The organism is Ruthenibacterium sp. (genome assembly GCF_017421385.1).
In the GTDB taxonomy this organism is placed as follows: Bacteria; Bacillota; Clostridia; order Oscillospirales; family Ruminococcaceae; genus Ruthenibacterium; species Ruthenibacterium lactatiformans.
The window spans coordinates 44,463-59,611 of sequence record NZ_JAFOIN010000089.1 but is presented as its reverse complement, the minus strand read 5'-3'; the positions used below and the strand labels follow the sequence as shown (position 1 = coordinate 59,611).

The 15,149-nt window shown below is 59.4% G+C and carries 15 protein-coding genes; 13 read left to right on the top strand and 2 right to left on the bottom strand.

Annotation, left to right across the window (positions count from 1 at the left end):
* Positions 1-77: 77 nt before the first annotated feature.
* The 7 genes from hpf to IIY41_RS10625 all read left to right on the top strand — a co-directional run bounded on the left by hpf (position 78) and on the right by IIY41_RS10625 (position 6,766).
* A complete protein-coding gene (gene hpf, locus IIY41_RS10660) occupies positions 78-605 on the top strand; it encodes a ribosome hibernation-promoting factor, HPF/YfiA family (RefSeq protein WP_009323582.1) in 528 nt (175 codons plus the stop codon).
* 156 nt (positions 606-761) lie between these two features.
* On the top strand, positions 762-1,565 hold the full coding sequence (locus IIY41_RS10655; protein ID WP_287400678.1) for a MerR family transcriptional regulator: 804 nt from the start codon (positions 762-764) through the stop codon (positions 1,563-1,565).
* Positions 1,562-2,374, top strand: a complete 813-nt coding sequence (locus IIY41_RS10650; RefSeq protein WP_123158451.1) for an ABC transporter ATP-binding protein — start codon at positions 1,562-1,564, stop codon at positions 2,372-2,374. Before IIY41_RS10655 ends, IIY41_RS10650 begins: the two co-directional genes overlap by 4 nt.
* Complete coding sequence (locus IIY41_RS10645; protein ID WP_318268094.1) at positions 2,371-3,090, top strand: ABC transporter permease; 720 nt, start codon at positions 2,371-2,373, stop codon at positions 3,088-3,090. The genes IIY41_RS10650 and IIY41_RS10645 overlap by 4 nt, the downstream gene beginning before the upstream one ends.
* A 1,526-nt stretch (positions 3,091-4,616) precedes the next feature.
* Positions 4,617-5,726 carry a THUMP domain-containing class I SAM-dependent RNA methyltransferase gene (locus tag IIY41_RS10635; RefSeq protein ID WP_009323586.1) on the top strand — a complete coding sequence of 370 codons (1,110 nt, stop codon included), beginning with the start codon at positions 4,617-4,619 and terminating at the stop codon, positions 5,724-5,726.
* Positions 5,727-5,766: 40 nt separating this feature from the next.
* Positions 5,767-6,513, top strand: a complete 747-nt coding sequence (locus IIY41_RS10630) for a hypothetical protein (RefSeq protein WP_058723092.1) — start codon at positions 5,767-5,769, stop codon at positions 6,511-6,513.
* A gap of 40 nt (positions 6,514-6,553) precedes the next feature.
* On the top strand, positions 6,554-6,766 hold the full coding sequence (locus IIY41_RS10625) for a DUF6199 family natural product biosynthesis protein (protein WP_058723091.1): 213 nt from the start codon (positions 6,554-6,556) through the stop codon (positions 6,764-6,766).
* A gap of 148 nt (positions 6,767-6,914) precedes the next feature.
* Here the strand turns inward: IIY41_RS10625 and IIY41_RS10620 are convergent, their stop codons facing one another.
* Together IIY41_RS10620 and IIY41_RS10615 are read right to left on the bottom strand one after the other, a co-directional pair.
* Positions 6,915-7,877, bottom strand: a complete 963-nt coding sequence (locus IIY41_RS10620; protein WP_158555367.1) for a hypothetical protein — start codon at positions 7,875-7,877, stop codon at positions 6,915-6,917.
* 10 nt (positions 7,878-7,887) lie between these two features.
* Positions 7,888-8,781 carry a radical SAM protein gene (locus tag IIY41_RS10615; RefSeq protein ID WP_287400675.1) on the bottom strand — a complete coding sequence of 298 codons (894 nt, stop codon included), beginning with the start codon at positions 8,779-8,781 and terminating at the stop codon, positions 7,888-7,890.
* A gap of 105 nt (positions 8,782-8,886) precedes the next feature.
* Between IIY41_RS10615 and IIY41_RS10610 the strand changes: the two genes are divergently transcribed.
* From IIY41_RS10610 to deoC, 6 genes are all read left to right on the top strand, one after another.
* Positions 8,887-10,872 (top strand): fructose-bisphosphatase class III, encoded by a 1,986-nt coding sequence (locus IIY41_RS10610; RefSeq protein WP_009323591.1) that lies wholly within the window; start codon positions 8,887-8,889, stop codon positions 10,870-10,872.
* Between the two features lie 44 nt (positions 10,873-10,916).
* Positions 10,917-11,705, top strand: coding sequence for a tyrosine-protein phosphatase (locus tag IIY41_RS10605; RefSeq protein ID WP_009323592.1), 789 nt, complete (start codon positions 10,917-10,919; stop codon positions 11,703-11,705).
* A gap of 36 nt (positions 11,706-11,741) precedes the next feature.
* Positions 11,742-12,455, top strand: a complete 714-nt coding sequence (gene deoD, locus IIY41_RS10600) for a purine-nucleoside phosphorylase (protein ID WP_009323593.1) — start codon at positions 11,742-11,744, stop codon at positions 12,453-12,455.
* A gap of 5 nt (positions 12,456-12,460) precedes the next feature.
* Positions 12,461-12,886: a cytidine deaminase gene (locus tag IIY41_RS10595; RefSeq protein ID WP_082432071.1), complete on the top strand. Its 426-nt coding sequence runs from the start codon at positions 12,461-12,463 to the stop codon at positions 12,884-12,886.
* 326 nt (positions 12,887-13,212) lie between these two features.
* On the top strand, positions 13,213-14,307 hold the full coding sequence (locus IIY41_RS10590) for a BMP family lipoprotein (RefSeq protein WP_009323595.1): 1,095 nt from the start codon (positions 13,213-13,215) through the stop codon (positions 14,305-14,307).
* Positions 14,308-14,463: 156 nt separating this feature from the next.
* Positions 14,464-15,132 (top strand): deoxyribose-phosphate aldolase, encoded by a 669-nt coding sequence (gene deoC, locus IIY41_RS10585; protein ID WP_050005155.1) that lies wholly within the window; start codon positions 14,464-14,466, stop codon positions 15,130-15,132.
* Positions 15,133-15,149 lie beyond the last annotated feature (17 nt).

Below are 15,149 nucleotides of genomic sequence, written 5' to 3'. Positions count from 1 at the left end.
CTGACGTGGTATAATCAAAACAGAAGAAGCGGGGTTGTCCACGCCGCTTTTTCAACTGTTAAAGGAGGCTTTGGTTTATGAAGATCACATGCACAGGACGAAAAGTCAACCTGAAGGACGCGTTTATGCAGCGCGTGGAAACAAAGCTTGCAAAGTTGGACAAATTCTTTTCCGACAGCGCGGAGGCGAACGTTACCGTGACCGTGGAAAAGGACTGGCAGACGGTGGAGGTGACCGTTAAAGACAAGGGCTTTACGAGCCGTGCCGAGAAATCGGCCGACCGTATGGAAGATGCGTTCGACGCGGCGGTAGACCTGCTGACGCGGCGCATCGTTAAAAACCGCAAGCGTTTGGAAAACCGTGTCTATCAGCCCGCGGTGGAGGAATTCGCGCTTGCCGCCCACGAGGCGGAGCCGGAAGAAGCATACAGCATCATCCGCGAAAAACGCTTTTCCTGCAAGCCAAGCACCGTGGATGAGGCGATTTTGGAGATGAATATGCTGGGCCACACGTTCTTTTTATTCCGCGACGCGGACACCGATGAGATCCACGCGGTGTACCGCCGCAAGGACGGCAGCTACGGCGTACTGATTCCGGAACGCTGATGCGTACTTTTCAATGAAGATTGCAGGCAGAGCGCCGCGCGAAGTTTCGCGCGGCGCTTTTTTGCGCCAAGCGCCGGAAAATATTTTGCATGGGCGTCAAAAAAGGGTTGCTTGTGACGCGGCGTCATGAAATATAATGGCAGGGAGGTGATAGAGATGCCAAAAAATGAACGGGCGCTGCCGGATGGCTTTATGACCGTGGGAAAGCTGGCGGAAAGAATGGGCGTCACGGTCCGCACGCTTCAATACTACGACAGGGAGGGACTGCTTTCTCCCACGGCGGAAAGCGGAGGCGGGCGAAGACTGTACACGGATAAGGATATGATACAGCTCCATCAAATCCTGTCGCTGAAGTCTCTGGTTTTTTCCCTGGACGACATCAAAAACAGGCTTGCGCCGTTGGATACGCCCGCCGACGTTGCGGACGCGCTGGCAGCGCAGGCTGCCGCCGTGCGGGAGAAGATCGCGGTGCTGACGGAATCACTCACGGCCATTGAGACTTTGCGTGCCGAGGTGCTGCAGATGCAGACGGTGGACTTTAAAAAGTACGCGGATATTATTGTGAACCTGCAGATGAAAAATGAGTTTTACTGGCTCATCAAGCATTTTGACGAAAGAACGCTGGACCATATCCGCAGCCGCTTCGACAAAGAGAGCGGCCGGGCGATGCTGGAGACCTTCAACCGCCTGCAGGACGAGGCGCTGCGTCTGCAGGCCGCAGGCGAGCCGCCCGAAGGGGCGCGGGGGCAGGCGCTGGCGGCCGCATTTTGGCAGATGGTGACGGAGTTCACCGGCGGGGACATGGAAATTTTGGCAAAGCTGATGGAGATGGGAAGCTTTGACGGAGCGGACGCCGCGTGGCGGCAAAGGCAGGCCGCGGCAAGTGCGTACATCGAGCCGGCGCTGGACGCCTATTTTACCCGGATCGGGACAGGGCCGACAGGGGAGGATATGCAATGAGCTGTGCGATACGGGTGGAGGGCCTGCAAAAAAGTTACGCAGGCCGTGCGGTGCTGAAGGGACTGACCTTCACGGTGGAGCAGGGCGAGATCTTTGCGCTGCTGGGGGTGAACGGCGCGGGAAAGACCACGGCGCTGGAATGCATCGAGGGCCTGCGGCGGCAGGATGGCGGCAGTGCTGTGGTGTGGGGCAAGGCCGGGATACAGCTTCAGTCCGCCTCTCTGCCGGCGCACATCCGGCCCATGGAGGCCGTGGCGCTGTTTGCAAAATGGAACGGAACGAAGCCGGATGCGGCCATGCTGGACGCACTGGGCATCGGTGGGATGAAAAAAACGCAGTACGGCGCGCTGTCCACCGGACAAAAGCGGCGGCTGCATCTTGCACTTGCGCTCACCGGAAGGCCGGACGTGGTATTTCTGGATGAACCCACAGCCGGGCTGGACGTGGAGGGGCGGGTGGCGCTCCACGCGCAGATCCGCGCACTGCAGGCGCAGGGGAAAACCATCGTCCTGGCCAGCCATGATATGGCGGAGGTGGAAAGCCTGTGCAGCCGCATCGGCATCCTGAACCGCGGAGAGTTGGTTTTTCTGGGCACTGTGACGGAACTGACCGCGCATATCGGCAGCCGATACCTTGTGTGCGTCCGGACAGCGCAGGGTGAGGAGCGTTTTGAGGCTGACGACGTAGGGGAGGCCCTGCTGCCGTTGCTGGAAGCTTACAAACGGTGCGGCGTCGCGGTTCTGGATGTTACAGTAGGACGGGGAACACTGGAGCAGCATTTTATGGATATTGCGAAGGAGGATGTATGATGGGGGCGTTTTTGTATGGCACGGCGCTGCAATGGCGTCTGGACATCCGCAGCAGGACGCTGCTCATTACCTGCTATGTGGTGCCGCTTTTGTTTTTTGCAATGATGGGAGGGATTTTTACATCGGTCAACCCGTCCGCGCGGGAAACGCTGGTTCCGTCCATGACGGTGATGGGTGTCTCCATGGGGGCGCTGATCGGCCTGCCGCCCTCGCTGGTGGAGATCTACGGCGGCGATATCAAAAAAATGTACAAAGCCAACGGTGTGCCGCTGTACTTCGGTCTCATCCCGGCGCTCTTGTCCACATTTCTGCATCTGATGCTGATGAGCGCGGTAATCTATTTGGCTGCGCCGCCTGCATTCGGCGCGGCGGCGCCTGCCGACCCGGCAGCGTATTTCGGTGCCCTGGCGGTTTTTACTGCCGCGTCGCTGAGCGTGGGCGGCGTGCTTGGGGTGGCAGTAAGGGATCAGGCGAAGCTGACCATGTTTTCCCAGCTCGTTTTTCTTCCCTCCATTCTTCTGTCGGGCATTATGTTCCCGTCGGAGCTGCTGCCCGGCGTTCTTGGTGCGGCGGGACGGATATTTCCTGCGTCATGGGGCTTTTGCCTGATGAAGGACGGCGGATTTTCCGCTGGGAACCTGTGGCCGCTGGCTCTGGTGATGGCAATGTCGTCCGTTCTCTGCATGCTGCTGCTCAAGCGCTTGGAGAAAGAGTAAGGCGGAACCGACCGGATAAAATGTTCTGGGATAAAGCGGTTCTTTTCATTGAAGCGCCGACAGCGTGAAGGAGCAAAACATCCTGCCCGCATAAATTCCGGGCAGGATGTTTTTAGACTATCGAAAAAGGCAAAGAAGGAAAAGAAGCGTCCGGGGAAAAAGCTTGAAAAAGGGATGGCGAACCCCTTTTTCATTTAAAATAATCCCGCGCCGTGCGCGGCGAACGGGGCCGCAGGCCCTGTTCGTAGGCAGCTTGGCGCAAAAGCGTAGCTTTTTCGACAAGCTGCAAAACATCCTGCCCGTATAAATTCCGGGCAGGATGTTTTTGTGCGGCCGGCGCCGGGAACAGGGCCTTCCGCAGGTGATGTATGATGGTCAAGCAGGCGGTCTATAACAAGAGCTTGTCCAATTCTATGTTCAACTGTGTCTTTAAAGCTGCCAATTCTTCTGAGGAGGGACGATATTTCTCCGACGACAATTCCTTCCCCAACTGCCAAACAGGGCCGGGGCGGGGCGTATCGCCGTTTCTTCTGGAAAATATATGCCGTGCATATGGACGCCGCCTACGCGCAGAAGTTCATAATTCAGCTTTTCCGGCTTAAACGCTTTTATAAACGGCTTCAGCTGCGATAGACATTTCTGTCAGAAAGCCATATCTGAATTCAGGTGCTAAAAGATGCAGCTCAGAGACGCATTGCTTGCATAGAAAAAGAGAATGTCTTTTTATGCGCTGATTGTCACCGATAACGACGTAACCGGTTTTTGATTCTCTGACAAAATATGGGGCCTTCTGCTTTTTGATCAACTCGATTCTTTCACAGTCGCTGCAGCTATCTGCCATTTGCCTTTTCGCCCCAAACGGCGGCTTCCTGTTGTTTCACGGACAATATACCATTTTCTAAGCTCGCACTTCGGGTGCCGCTCGTGTTCACTAAGAAACATGGTATCTATGCCGCTAAGCGCATGCTTCACCTGCGGCTTACATTCGCCAACCGGACATATTATACCATGGCGCCGCGAAGCGGCCACAACAAAACCGCATCCATTGCGGTTTTGCATGGTTCAATGTTCTCAAAGCAATGCGCGATAAGCGCATCAGCGCACGAAGTGCGCGCAGCCGCGCAAGCGGCGGGTTTGAGGTTATTATACCATATATGAAAGAACAATGCGGCGTATTTGCAGGGTGCCTTTAAGGTACGGCGCGACCGGATGGAGACATCGGTACCAAAAGCTGTTCTGTGAATTACTTTGCTCCCGAACCGGGAGGTGTTGCAGTTCATGTTCCGTCCGGCCGTCGGCTCGGTAAGGGAAGGGGGACAGGTGCCGGGCGCCGCACCGCCGGATCATTTCATTCAGAAAACAGCCGCCGCTTGTGATGCGGCCGGGCTTGTGCTATACTTAAACCGATAACACACGTTGTACGGCTGGTACGGGCTTTATCGCCCCCAAGCCGTCACGGCGGTCCCGGCCTGCGGAATGCCGGGGCGCTGCCCTGACACGATTTTAAAAAGACGAGGAAAACAATTTTGAAATATGATTTGATCGCACCCTGCTATTTTGGCACAGAGAGCGCCGCGGCGTTCGACTTTAAGCGCATCGGCGCAGAGGATGTCGCTGTCACAGATGGACGCGTGGCGTTCCGCGGCGGGCCGGACATCATCGCAGCCGCCAATCTGTGGAGCCGCTGTGCCGAGCGCGTGCTCATCCTGCTTAAGACCTACAAGGCCGTTACCTTTGACGAGCTGTTTGACGGCGTATCGGCCATTCCCTGGGAAGAGCTGCTGCCCGCGGACGCGGAGTTCCCGGTGAAGGGCAGCAGTCTGTCCAGTACGCTTTCCAGCGTTCCGGCCTGTCAAAGCATCGTGAAAAAGGCTGTGGTGGAGCGGCTCAAGCGTGGGCACCGGGTGCAGGTTCTGCCAGAGGACGGCGCGCTGTACAAAATACGTTTTTCCATCCGCAAAAATATGGTGGAGGTAATGCTGGATACCTCCGGCGACGGCCTGCACAAGCGCGGTTACCGCAAAAACAGTATGGAGGCGCCCATCAAGGAGACGCTGGCCGCGGCCATCATTGACCTGGGCCGCATCTATCCCGACACACTGGCGCAGGACCCGTTCTGCGGCAGCGGTACGCTGATGATCGAGGCCGCGATGAAGGCCATGAACATGGCCCCCGGCCTGCGGCGCCGCTTTACGGCGGAGCACTATGCGTTTCTGCCTGCCGCCGTCTGGAAAGAGCAGCGGGAGAAAGCCCTTTCGGAGATCCGGCGGGGCGTGGAATTCCAAGGCGTAGGCTTTGACATTGACCCTGCGGCGGTGGCGTTGGCTGCGGCCAATGCAAAGCTGGCGGGAGTGGAAAAGCACTGCAGGTTCTTTACGGCGGATGTGAAGGATTTTTCCCCTGCCCCCGGCGCAATGGTGTTCACCAATCCGCCTTATGGCGAGCGCCTGGGCGACCTTGCCGCCGCCGCGGAGCTGGAGCGCATGTTGGGCCGTCGGCTGGAGGAAAACCCCGTGCGCAGCGCATACATTATTACGGCGGACGCGGATTTTGAGCAGCATTTCGGCAAAAAGGCCAAACGCCGCCGCAAGCTGTACAATGGTATGATCCCCTGCCAGGTATATATGTATTTTTGACCGCAGGCCCCATGGGGTGCGCGGAAAGGAGCGTTTTGCAATGGCAAAAAACTTTTGTCCTATCTGCGGCACGGCGCTTGTGCCGGGCCTGGACGCATGCCCGAACTGCGGGCGTAGGATCGAACCCGATGAGCCGGACCGGATGGCGGAGCCGCCGCAGGTTCAAGCGCAGGACGGCACCCGCGATGCAGGGCAGTCCGGGCAGGAAAGCGGAGGCGCGCCCGCAGCCGACTTGCCGGAGTCCCCCGTGCGGGAGGCGGGAGCGGGTGAACCACGGCAGGCCGGACGGCTGGATGAGCCGCCTGTGACGGTCCCCGCGGGGGAAATCCCGACGCAGCCCGGACCGGGTGCGCCCGTGCCTCCCATCCACGGGCAGGAGGAGGCATATCCGTATCCGCCGCAGGGCGGCAGCCCTGTGGGGGCTGCGCCGCGGCCCATCTATATGCCGCCGCGGCCTGAGGGAACACCCGGTCCGGGCGTTCCGCCGCCCGCTTATGCGCAGCGGCCTGCCTATTATACGCCCGGCATGCAAAGCTACGGACAGCCGGAACTGCCCGAACCGATATCCATGGGCTCCTATCTCGGAATGTCCCTTTTGGGAATGGTGCCGGTGATCGGGCTGGTGTTCCTGCTCGTCTGGGCGCTGGACAGCCCGGGCCGCCCCAACCGCCGCAACTTTGCGCGGGGCTTTCTGGCTGCGCGTGTCATCGCATGGGCTGTGTTTTTTGTATTGACGTTTGTGCTGTTTTTGATAATGGCGGTGGCGTCCCCGGCTTTTTACTACTGAGGCAGGGAAAGAAACGCAACGGAATGGAGAGAGGCGGAGAATGGTATATTGTATGATCCTTTCGGCGGTTTGTATTGCGCTGGGGCTGCTGTGCCTGCTTCGTCCGGCGCTGGTTTGGAAATGGACCGAGCAGTGGAAATCGTACCGCGCCGGTGAGCCGTCGGAGTTATACAGGTTCGGCATCCGTTTTGGGGGCGCACTGTTCCTCGTTTTCGGCGTTGTCCTTCCGTTTCTGCCGCTGCTTTTGAAATGAGCGCGGTCCGGCGCGGAATACCCGGATGCGTACAATAAAAAGCGTCCCGCCTGCGGCAAGATGCAGACGGGACGCTTTTTGTTTCCGAAAAGAAGGAGAGAAAGCTCAGCGTGCCCGGCGGGAAAGCCGGGCTGTTTCCTGAGGATGCTTACACCTCGAAGGAATAGCGCAGAGAACTTCCACGCTGAGCATGGATGCCTGCCAGCGCCATATGTACCGCGCCGCCCTGCGCGCCGCGCAGCCAGCCGCAGGCTGCGCGTGGCTTTGTGCCGTGCGGGCCGGGGCCGCTGTCGCTCAGCGCTACGCCAACCGGTCCGGTGCATTCGATGGGCGGCAGGCCCGTTTCCATCAGCTCCGGTTCCTCGCCGGCGGGCAGGGGCGGCACGATCTCGTAGGCGATCACCGGCAGCCAGCCCTCCTCCAACTGCGGCAGGCGCGGTGTGGGGCCGCGGTGAAGGAAAGCAAGTTCATTTACATAAAGCGTGTGCTTTGCGCCTGTAACCGGGTGTGCGAAAGGCACCGCACAGGCGGCAGCGCTCACTTCGTTGACGGCGAATTCGCGGCCGACGGGCATCCACCGCGGCCCGGCGGCGACCTCCAGTGACAGGCTTTTTACAGCGGTCTGCATCCCGCGGGGCCAGGGGGCATGCACACGGTGGCACACATAGCAGTCGCCCGGCAGGCACAGGGAAGCGTAAGCGGCGCGCACGGCGTCTACGGCGGCATCGGGCCGTTCGCGCCGCACAAAGGGAACCCAGGTGAAGCTGCTGGATGCGCACGGCTCCACAGGCAGGCCGTTGATCAGGCGCGGGGAAAAGGAAGCCTCCGGGATGGGCCGTTCTCCCTCCAACATCCGCTCTTCCAAGGGCGTGAGGCGCTCGCCGTCCACCCCCGCATATTTTTTGCAGAACGTGCGCACCGCGCCGCTGTCCAGAAACAGAAGCACATCAAGCGTAAGCCCGGCGTCTGAAACATACAGCGCCGGGATGCGGCACAAATGCCCGGCCCAGGTGAACTGCCAGTCCACGGGCACGGCCTGCGCCGGTGCGCCCTGGGGCGCCGTCCAGAAATTTTTTCCGTAATAAACCGCAAGAGAATCCTTTTCCTCCATACCAGCTCCCTCACACGCCTTCCAAATTGAAAGCGGGAGTGTATTCCTCCTTTGCACTGCTTTTTTCCTGCATGAAGCCTTCCGTCAGGCCAAGCTCTACCGCATAGTCCACAGCCTTTCGGTATTCATACGTCGAAATGCGCCGCCCCAGGGCCTTGTGCTCCTTCGCCTTGTAGAACGGCGTGTACTGGCTCATCAGGCTCGTCAAAAAGCTTCCCGGCGGAAGTTCTTTGGCCATAAAGCGAAGCACGGCGCGGGTATCCGCCGCGGCGCCCGGCAGTGCCAGATGCCGCAGGATAACGCCGCTGCGCATCAGTCCCTGACCGTCCAGAACAGGCGGCCCGGCCTGCGCGATCATCGCCTTTACGGCGATGCGGGCAGCCTCGAAATAGTCCGGCGCGTTTGAATATTCGGCGGAAAGCTCCGGCGAGCAGTATTTGACGTCCGCCAGCCAGATGTCCACATAGCCGCGCAGGGCGGCCACGGCCTCGGGCGTTTCATAGCCGCCGGTATTGTATACCACCGGGATATGCAGCTCGGGCCGGGCCATATCGAGTGCCTCGCATACCCAGGGCAGGTAATGCCCCGCCGTGACAAGGTTGATGTTGTGTGCGCCTTGCTCCTGAAGCTCCAGAAAAATATCCGCCAGGCGCCGGGTGGATATCTCCCGCCCGAAATTTCCGGCGCTGATGCCGTGATTCTGGCAGTAGCAGCATTGCAGCGGGCAGCCCGAAAAGAACACCGTGCCGCTGCCCTGTGTGCCGGAGATGCAGGGCTCCTCCCAGAAATGCAGCGCCGCGCGCGCGATTTTCACCATACCGCCGCCGCCGCAAAGGCCATGCGTCCGCGTGCGGTCCGCCCCGCAGCGGCGAGGACACAACGTACAGTGGGTGGGCGTCTCCATGCCTTATCCTCCCCCGTCCCGATTTTCTCAAGGGATAGTGTACCATATTTTCTGCATTTGTGGTACAATATTCCTTAAGAAGAAATCCCGGAAAGGGGGCTGTTCATGCAAAAAATGCTTCATACGGCAGAAGAAAAGTTTCTGGTGCAGCTTGCAAAGGAGTATCCCACCGTGGCTGCGGCCTCCAGTGAGATCATCAACCTTCAGGCCATCCTGCGGCTGCCGAAGCCCACGGAGCACTTTATGAGCGACCTGCACGGTGAATCCGACGCCTTTACGCATATACTTGGAAATGCCTCCGGCGTGATCAAGGAAAAGGTGGACCGTGTGCTGGCCGGCGAGATGTCCGACGCCGAGCGCGCGGAGTTTGCAACGCTGATCTATTATCCCGCACAGAAGCTGGCCCAGCTGAAGCCGCGGCAGAGCGACCTGGGCGCATGGTACCGAAAGACGCTGTACCGGCTGATCGACGTGTGCCGCATGATGTCCTCCAAATACACCCGCAGTTTTGTGCGCAAGCGCCTGCCCGGGGATTTTGCATATATCCTGGACGAGCTGCTGCACGCCCACTTTGAGGACCACGATAAGGAATTTTACTACGGGCGTATTCTGGATTCCATCATTGACATTGGCCGTGCGGATGACTTTATCACCGCTCTGGCGCAGCTCATCCAGCGGCTGGCTGTGTACCGCCTGCACATCGTGGGTGATATCTTCGACCGCGGCCCCAGGCCGGACATCATTTTGGATGAGCTGATGCGCCACCATTCCGTGGATGTACAGTGGGGTAACCACGACGTGCAGTGGATGGGCGCGGCGGCCGGCAGCACGGTGTGCGTTGCCAGCGTCATCCATGTGACGCTCAGCTACAACAATCTGGAGACGCTGGAGGACGGCTACGGCATCAGCCTGAGGCCGCTTTCCCAATATGCCGAGGAAGTGTACCGGGACACGGACGTTTCCGGCTTTTGGCCCAAGCTGGTAGAGGAGGGCGAGTATACCCCGGCTGACCTTGCACGCACCGCACGGATGCACAAGGCCATCGCCGTAATGCTGTTCAAGCTGGAATGCGCGCTGATCGGCCGCAACCCGGATTTCGGCATGCAGGGCCGCGCCCTGCTGGAACAGGTGGATTTCGTGTCTCAGACCATCGTGATCGACGGCGTGGAATACCACATGAAAGACTGCGATTTTCCCACGGTGGACCCCGCACGCCCCGCCGCGCTGACGCCCGGCGAGCGCGACGTGCTGGATAAGCTGTGCCAGAGCTTCATGCAGAGCGAAAAACTGGCGCGGCACGTTCGCTTTCTGTATGCCAAGGGAAGCGTGTACCGCATTGAAAACAACAATCTGCTGTTTCACGGAGCCGTGCCGCTGGATGAAAACGGGGAGTTCGCCCGGGTGGAATACGGCGGGGAGACGTTTTCGGGACGTGCGTGGATGGACAAATGCGAACGCATGGCGCGCCAGGGTTATTTCGCGCCCGTGGGCAGCGATGCGCGCCGCCGCGGGCGGGATTTTCTATACTATCTGTGGTGTGGCCCGCTGTCGCCCATTTTCGGGCGGGACCGCATGGCGTCTTTTGAACATCTGTTCGTGGACGGCGAATTTCCCGAACGGAAAAACCCTTATTATGCATACATCGAAAACGAGGATGAGGCTGTGGCGCGCGGCACCGCGCGGCGAATCTTCGCGGAGTTTGGGCTGGATTTTGAAACGGGCCATATCGTGAACGGACACATTCCGGTGCGCGCGGCCAGCGGCGAGCAGCCTGTGAAGGCGGGCGGAAAGCTCATTGTCATAGACGGCGGCTTCTGTAAAGCGTACCATCAGCGCACGGGCATCGCGGGATACACGCTGGTTTCTTCATCCCGCGGGCTTTCCCTGCGCAGCCACGGCCCGTTTGAAAGCACCCAGAAGGCGATTCTGGACAATTTGGACATCCTGTCTACCAAGGACGTGTTCGAGCCCAGCGGCAAACGCGTCTATGTAGAAGATACAGACGAGGGCGCGCGGCTGAAGGACCAGATCGCGGACCTTAAAAAGCTGTTGGCCGCGTACGCGGACGGCAGCGTGAAAGAGCAGGCGTGATGCAAGGCATGCGTCTGCCATAAAAACACAGGAGGCTGAACCCCATGCAGCAAGAGAGACCCGGCGCGCCGCTGCCGTTTGAAGCGTGCGAAAATTTTCGGGAGCTGGGCGGATATACAGGCTGCGGCGGAAGGCATGTCAAATACGGCGCGTTCTACCGCAGCCCCGCGCTTGCCAATATTAAAACTCCGGCGGACCGCGCCCGTTTCGAGGCGCTGGGCGTGCGTACCGTGTTCGATTTCCGTTCGGAAAAAGAGCGGACGCTCGCGCCGGACCCGGATTTCCCCGGCGTGGTGAACATTCCGGCCAGCGCCATGCTGGCTGAGGACGGCAGCGAGGTGGATTTCGACCTGGAAAAGCTGCTTCGCAGTGAAGACGGCATCCGGATGCTGACAGAAGGCGTGCATGAGAGCTACGCACGGATGCCCTTTGGCAACCCGGCGTACCGGGCGCTGTTCGGCGCCATCCGCGCCGGGCAAACGCCCATTTTGTTCCACTGCACCGCCGGCAAGGACCGCACGGGCGTGGCGGCGGCGCTCATCCTCAAGGCGCTGGGCGTTTCCCGGGAGGATATCGTGGAGGATTATCTATTGACCAATGCCTGCCGCACCACGGGGCGGGACCAGTTCCGCGGAATGCTGGAGCGGGCGGGACTGCCCGCAGCGCAGGCGCAGCAGGTGACGGAAATCGCCACAGGCGTACGGCGGGAGAGCATTGAAAGTGCGCTGGACGCCATTGAAGAAAAATATCCGTCTTTTGAAGAATATCTGCGGGCCGAGTTTGAAATCGGCGCGGCAGAGCTTGAGGACATCCGCGCGCGTTACCTTGTATGAGGCCGCGCATCACCCGACAGTAAAGGAGAAAAAACTATGTCTACCCCACACAATGCGGCCGCCGCGGGCGATTTTGCAAAAACCGTGCTCATGCCCGGAGACCCGCTGCGCGCAAAATTCATTGCCGAGACCTTTTTGGAAAGCCCGGGGCTTGTTACCTCGGTGCGCGGCATGCTGGGCTACACCGGCACGTATAAGGGTGTGCCGGTATCCGTGATGGGAAGCGGTATGGGCATGCCGTCTATCGGCATTTATTCCTGGGAGCTGTTCACCCAATATGGCGTGGAAAACATCATCCGCATCGGTTCGGCGGGCTCGTACAGCCCGCAGGCCAAGGTGTTCGACGTGGTGCTGGCCACCAGCGCGTACAGCGAAAGCAGTTATGCCAAAACGCAGAACGGCTATGACAAGGACGTGACCTATCCCTCCGAGGCGCTGTGCGGCGCACTGCGCAAAAGCGCGGCGCGGCTGGGCATGCCGCTCATTGAGGGCGCGGTGCACTCCAGCGACGTGTTTTACCGCGACGCCGAGCCGGATTATTGGGAAAAGCTGCGGGACGAAAAGGGCTGCCTTGCCGTAGAGATGGAGAGCTTTGCGCTGTTCCACAATGCGGCCGCCACGAAAAAAAACGCCGCGTGCCTGCTCACAATTTCCGACAGCTTTGTATCCCATGAGGAGACGACGGCCGAGCAGCGCCAAACGAGCTTCACGAATATGATGGAGATCGCGCTGGGAAGCGTATTGGAGTGACGACGATGGAACAGAACATCGACCGGAAAGCGCTCATCCGAGCCGCGTTCGCCGCGCGGGAGTATGCTTACACGCCCTATTCCAATTTCAAGGTGGGCGCCGCGCTGCTGGCCAAAAACGGCAGCGTCTATACAGGCTGCAACATCGAATGCGCCACGTTCACCCCAACCAACTGTGCCGAGCGTACAGCCCTGTTTAAGGCTGTGAGCGAGGGGGTGCATGAATTTGCAGCCGTTGCCGTGGTGGGCGCAAAAGACGGCGCGCCGGACGACGCGCTTATCACATCGCCCTGCGGCGTATGCCGGCAGATGCTGTACGAGTTTGGCGGGCCGGATTTACGGGTCATCATGGCGAAAAGCGAAAACGACTGGCAGGAAATGACTTTGGGCGAATTGCTGCCTTTGGGCTTTGGCCCGGAAAAGGTGCTGTGACGTTTTTTGATAAAAAGCGGCCGTTCTGCAGCGCCCCGGTGCAGCCGGACGGCCCGTGCCCGGCCGCGCGCTTTCAAAAGCATGCTGCGGCCCTTTTGAAGCATTTGCACAGCGGCGCTGTAAAAAATTTGTAATCTGCGCCATGCCGGGCGGGCTTGAAAAACACACGGGGATTCTGTATACTGGACAAGGGAATCCATAAGAGCGGCTTTTGGGCCGCGGCCGCCGGAGGCGGCTGTAAAAAAGGAGCTGTTGCCGTTCTATGCACGGCAATGGAATCATCTGTCCGCCCCGTCCGGGACGGACGACCGAAAAGGAGAGTTGACATGAAAAAACTGCTTGCACTTGCATTGGCTGTCGTGTTGGCGCTTTCCGTGTTCGCCGGCTGTGCCGCCGGCGGCAAAAAAGCGGAACTTGCCCTCATCACCGACATTGGTACCATCGACGACAAATCTTTCAATCAGGGCGCCTGGGAGGGCCTGGTGAAGTATGCCGAGGAAAAAGGCATCTCCCACCAGTATTATCAGCCCACGGAAAAGAGCACCACCGCGTACCTGGAATCCATCGACCAGGCTGTGAAGAACGGTGCGAAGGTCATCGTGACGCCGGGCTTCCTGTTTGAGGAGCCTGTTTACATCGCGCAGGACCAGTATCCGGACGTGACGTTCATCCTCATTGACGGCAACCCGCATGATGCGGACTATAACTATAAGACCGCCGACAACTGCGTGGGTATCACCTACGCCGAGGAGCAGGTGGGCTTCCTGGCCGGCTATGCGGCCGTCAAGGACGGCATGACGAAGCTGGGTTATATGGGCGGTATGGCCGTGCCTGCCGTTGTAAAATACGGCTACGGCTTTGTGCAGGGCGCCGAGTATGCCGCGCAGGAGCTCGGCATGGCTGACGGCAGCATTGAGCTGATGTACAACTACACCGGCGGCTTTGACGCTACGCCGGAAGCCCAGAACCAGGCCGCGTCCTGGTACAACAACGGCACCGAGGTCATTTTTGCAGCGGGCGGCGCTGTCGGAAACTCCGTGATGGCGGCTGCGGAAGCGGCCGGTACCAAGGTCATCGGTGTGGACGTGGACCAGTCCGGCGAATCCGAGACGGTTATCACCTCCGCGATGAAGGGCCTGGGCACCTCCGTTTATGATATGATTGCCGCATATTACAACGGTTCTTTCCCCGGCGGCGAAAACAAGGTCTACGACGCGGCCAACAACGGTGTTGCGTTGGCCATGGACACCGCCAAGTTCGACAGCTTTGCGAAAGCGGATTATGACACGCTGTTTGCCGCGCTGCAGAACAACACAAACAACATCGCTTCCGACATCCTCAAGAATGTGGATGCGGACAACAACGAGATCGCCCTTACGGATATCCCCGTGAAGGCTGTTGTCGTCACCGAAGTGAAATAATTGCTTTCAAGCGCAAAAGGGCGGGGCGGCTGCGGCTGTCCCGCCTTTGGTTTTCTTGCGCGCCGCAGGGAAAACGGGTACAATAAAGAAAAGCGCCCGGTGCGGGCGGAACAAATAGACACAGACGGGCCGCGCGCCCGGGAAAAGAGGAGCTGTATGACAAAACAGGAGATATTGGCAAAGGTAGACCACACGCTGCTGAAAGCGGACGCAGGTTGGGAGGACATCCGCCGTATCTGCGATGAGGCGTTGGAAAACAGCACCGCATCCATCTGCATCAACCCGTGCTGGGTGGAACGTGCCGTGGAATATCTGGGCGGCCGCGTGCCTGTGTGCACGGTCATCGGGTTCCCGCTTGGAGCCACGACGACGGCGGCAAAGGTGGCTGAGGCAAAGCAGGCGTTGGCCGAGGGATGCGAGGAGTTCGATATGGTCATCAACATCGGCCGGCTGAAAATGGGGGATACCGATTACGTGCGGGATGAGATCCGCGCTCTGAAGCAGGCCGTGGGGAACAAGGTGCTGAAGGTTATCATCGAGACATGCCTGCTGACAGATGCGGAAAAGGAAACGATGTGCGGCGTGGTGTGTGAAGCGGGAGCGGATTTCATTAAAACTTCTACCGGCTTTTCCACCGGCGGGGCCACATTCGACGATATCGCGCTGTTTGCGCGGTGTGTGAAGGGCCGCTGCAGGATCAAAGCGGCAGGCGGTATCCGAAGCGTGGCGGATATGGAACGCTTCATCGCGCTTGGCGCCGACAGGCTGGGTACATCCAGTGCCATCAAAATATTCAACAACGAGGCTTCCGGCACAGAATATTGAAGCCCGCCGTCCCGGCA

Excerpts from the sequence above, each read along its gene's own strand:
- hpf (WP_009323582.1), top strand. The coding sequence starts at position 78 with ATGAAGATCACATGCACAGGACGAAAAGTCAACCTGAAGGACGCGTTT.
- IIY41_RS10655 (WP_287400678.1), top strand. The coding sequence starts at position 762 with ATGCCAAAAAATGAACGGGCGCTGCCGGATGGCTTTATGACCGTGGGA.
- IIY41_RS10650 (WP_123158451.1), top strand. The coding sequence starts at position 1,562 with ATGAGCTGTGCGATACGGGTGGAGGGCCTGCAAAAAAGTTACGCAGGC.
- IIY41_RS10645 (WP_318268094.1), top strand. The coding sequence starts at position 2,371 with ATGATGGGGGCGTTTTTGTATGGCACGGCGCTGCAATGGCGTCTGGAC.
- IIY41_RS10630 (WP_058723092.1), top strand. The coding sequence starts at position 5,767 with ATGGCAAAAAACTTTTGTCCTATCTGCGGCACGGCGCTTGTGCCGGGC.
- IIY41_RS10625 (WP_058723091.1), top strand. The coding sequence starts at position 6,554 with ATGGTATATTGTATGATCCTTTCGGCGGTTTGTATTGCGCTGGGGCTG.
- IIY41_RS10620 (WP_158555367.1), bottom strand. The coding sequence starts at position 7,877 with ATGGAGGAAAAGGATTCTCTTGCGGTTTATTACGGAAAAAATTTCTGG.
- IIY41_RS10615 (WP_287400675.1), bottom strand. The coding sequence starts at position 8,781 with ATGGAGACGCCCACCCACTGTACGTTGTGTCCTCGCCGCTGCGGGGCG.
- IIY41_RS10610 (WP_009323591.1), top strand. The coding sequence starts at position 8,887 with ATGCAAAAAATGCTTCATACGGCAGAAGAAAAGTTTCTGGTGCAGCTT.
- IIY41_RS10605 (WP_009323592.1), top strand. The coding sequence starts at position 10,917 with ATGCAGCAAGAGAGACCCGGCGCGCCGCTGCCGTTTGAAGCGTGCGAA.
- deoD (WP_009323593.1), top strand. The coding sequence starts at position 11,742 with ATGTCTACCCCACACAATGCGGCCGCCGCGGGCGATTTTGCAAAAACC.
- IIY41_RS10595 (WP_082432071.1), top strand. The coding sequence starts at position 12,461 with ATGGAACAGAACATCGACCGGAAAGCGCTCATCCGAGCCGCGTTCGCC.
- IIY41_RS10590 (WP_009323595.1), top strand. The coding sequence starts at position 13,213 with ATGAAAAAACTGCTTGCACTTGCATTGGCTGTCGTGTTGGCGCTTTCC.
- deoC (WP_050005155.1), top strand. The coding sequence starts at position 14,464 with ATGACAAAACAGGAGATATTGGCAAAGGTAGACCACACGCTGCTGAAA.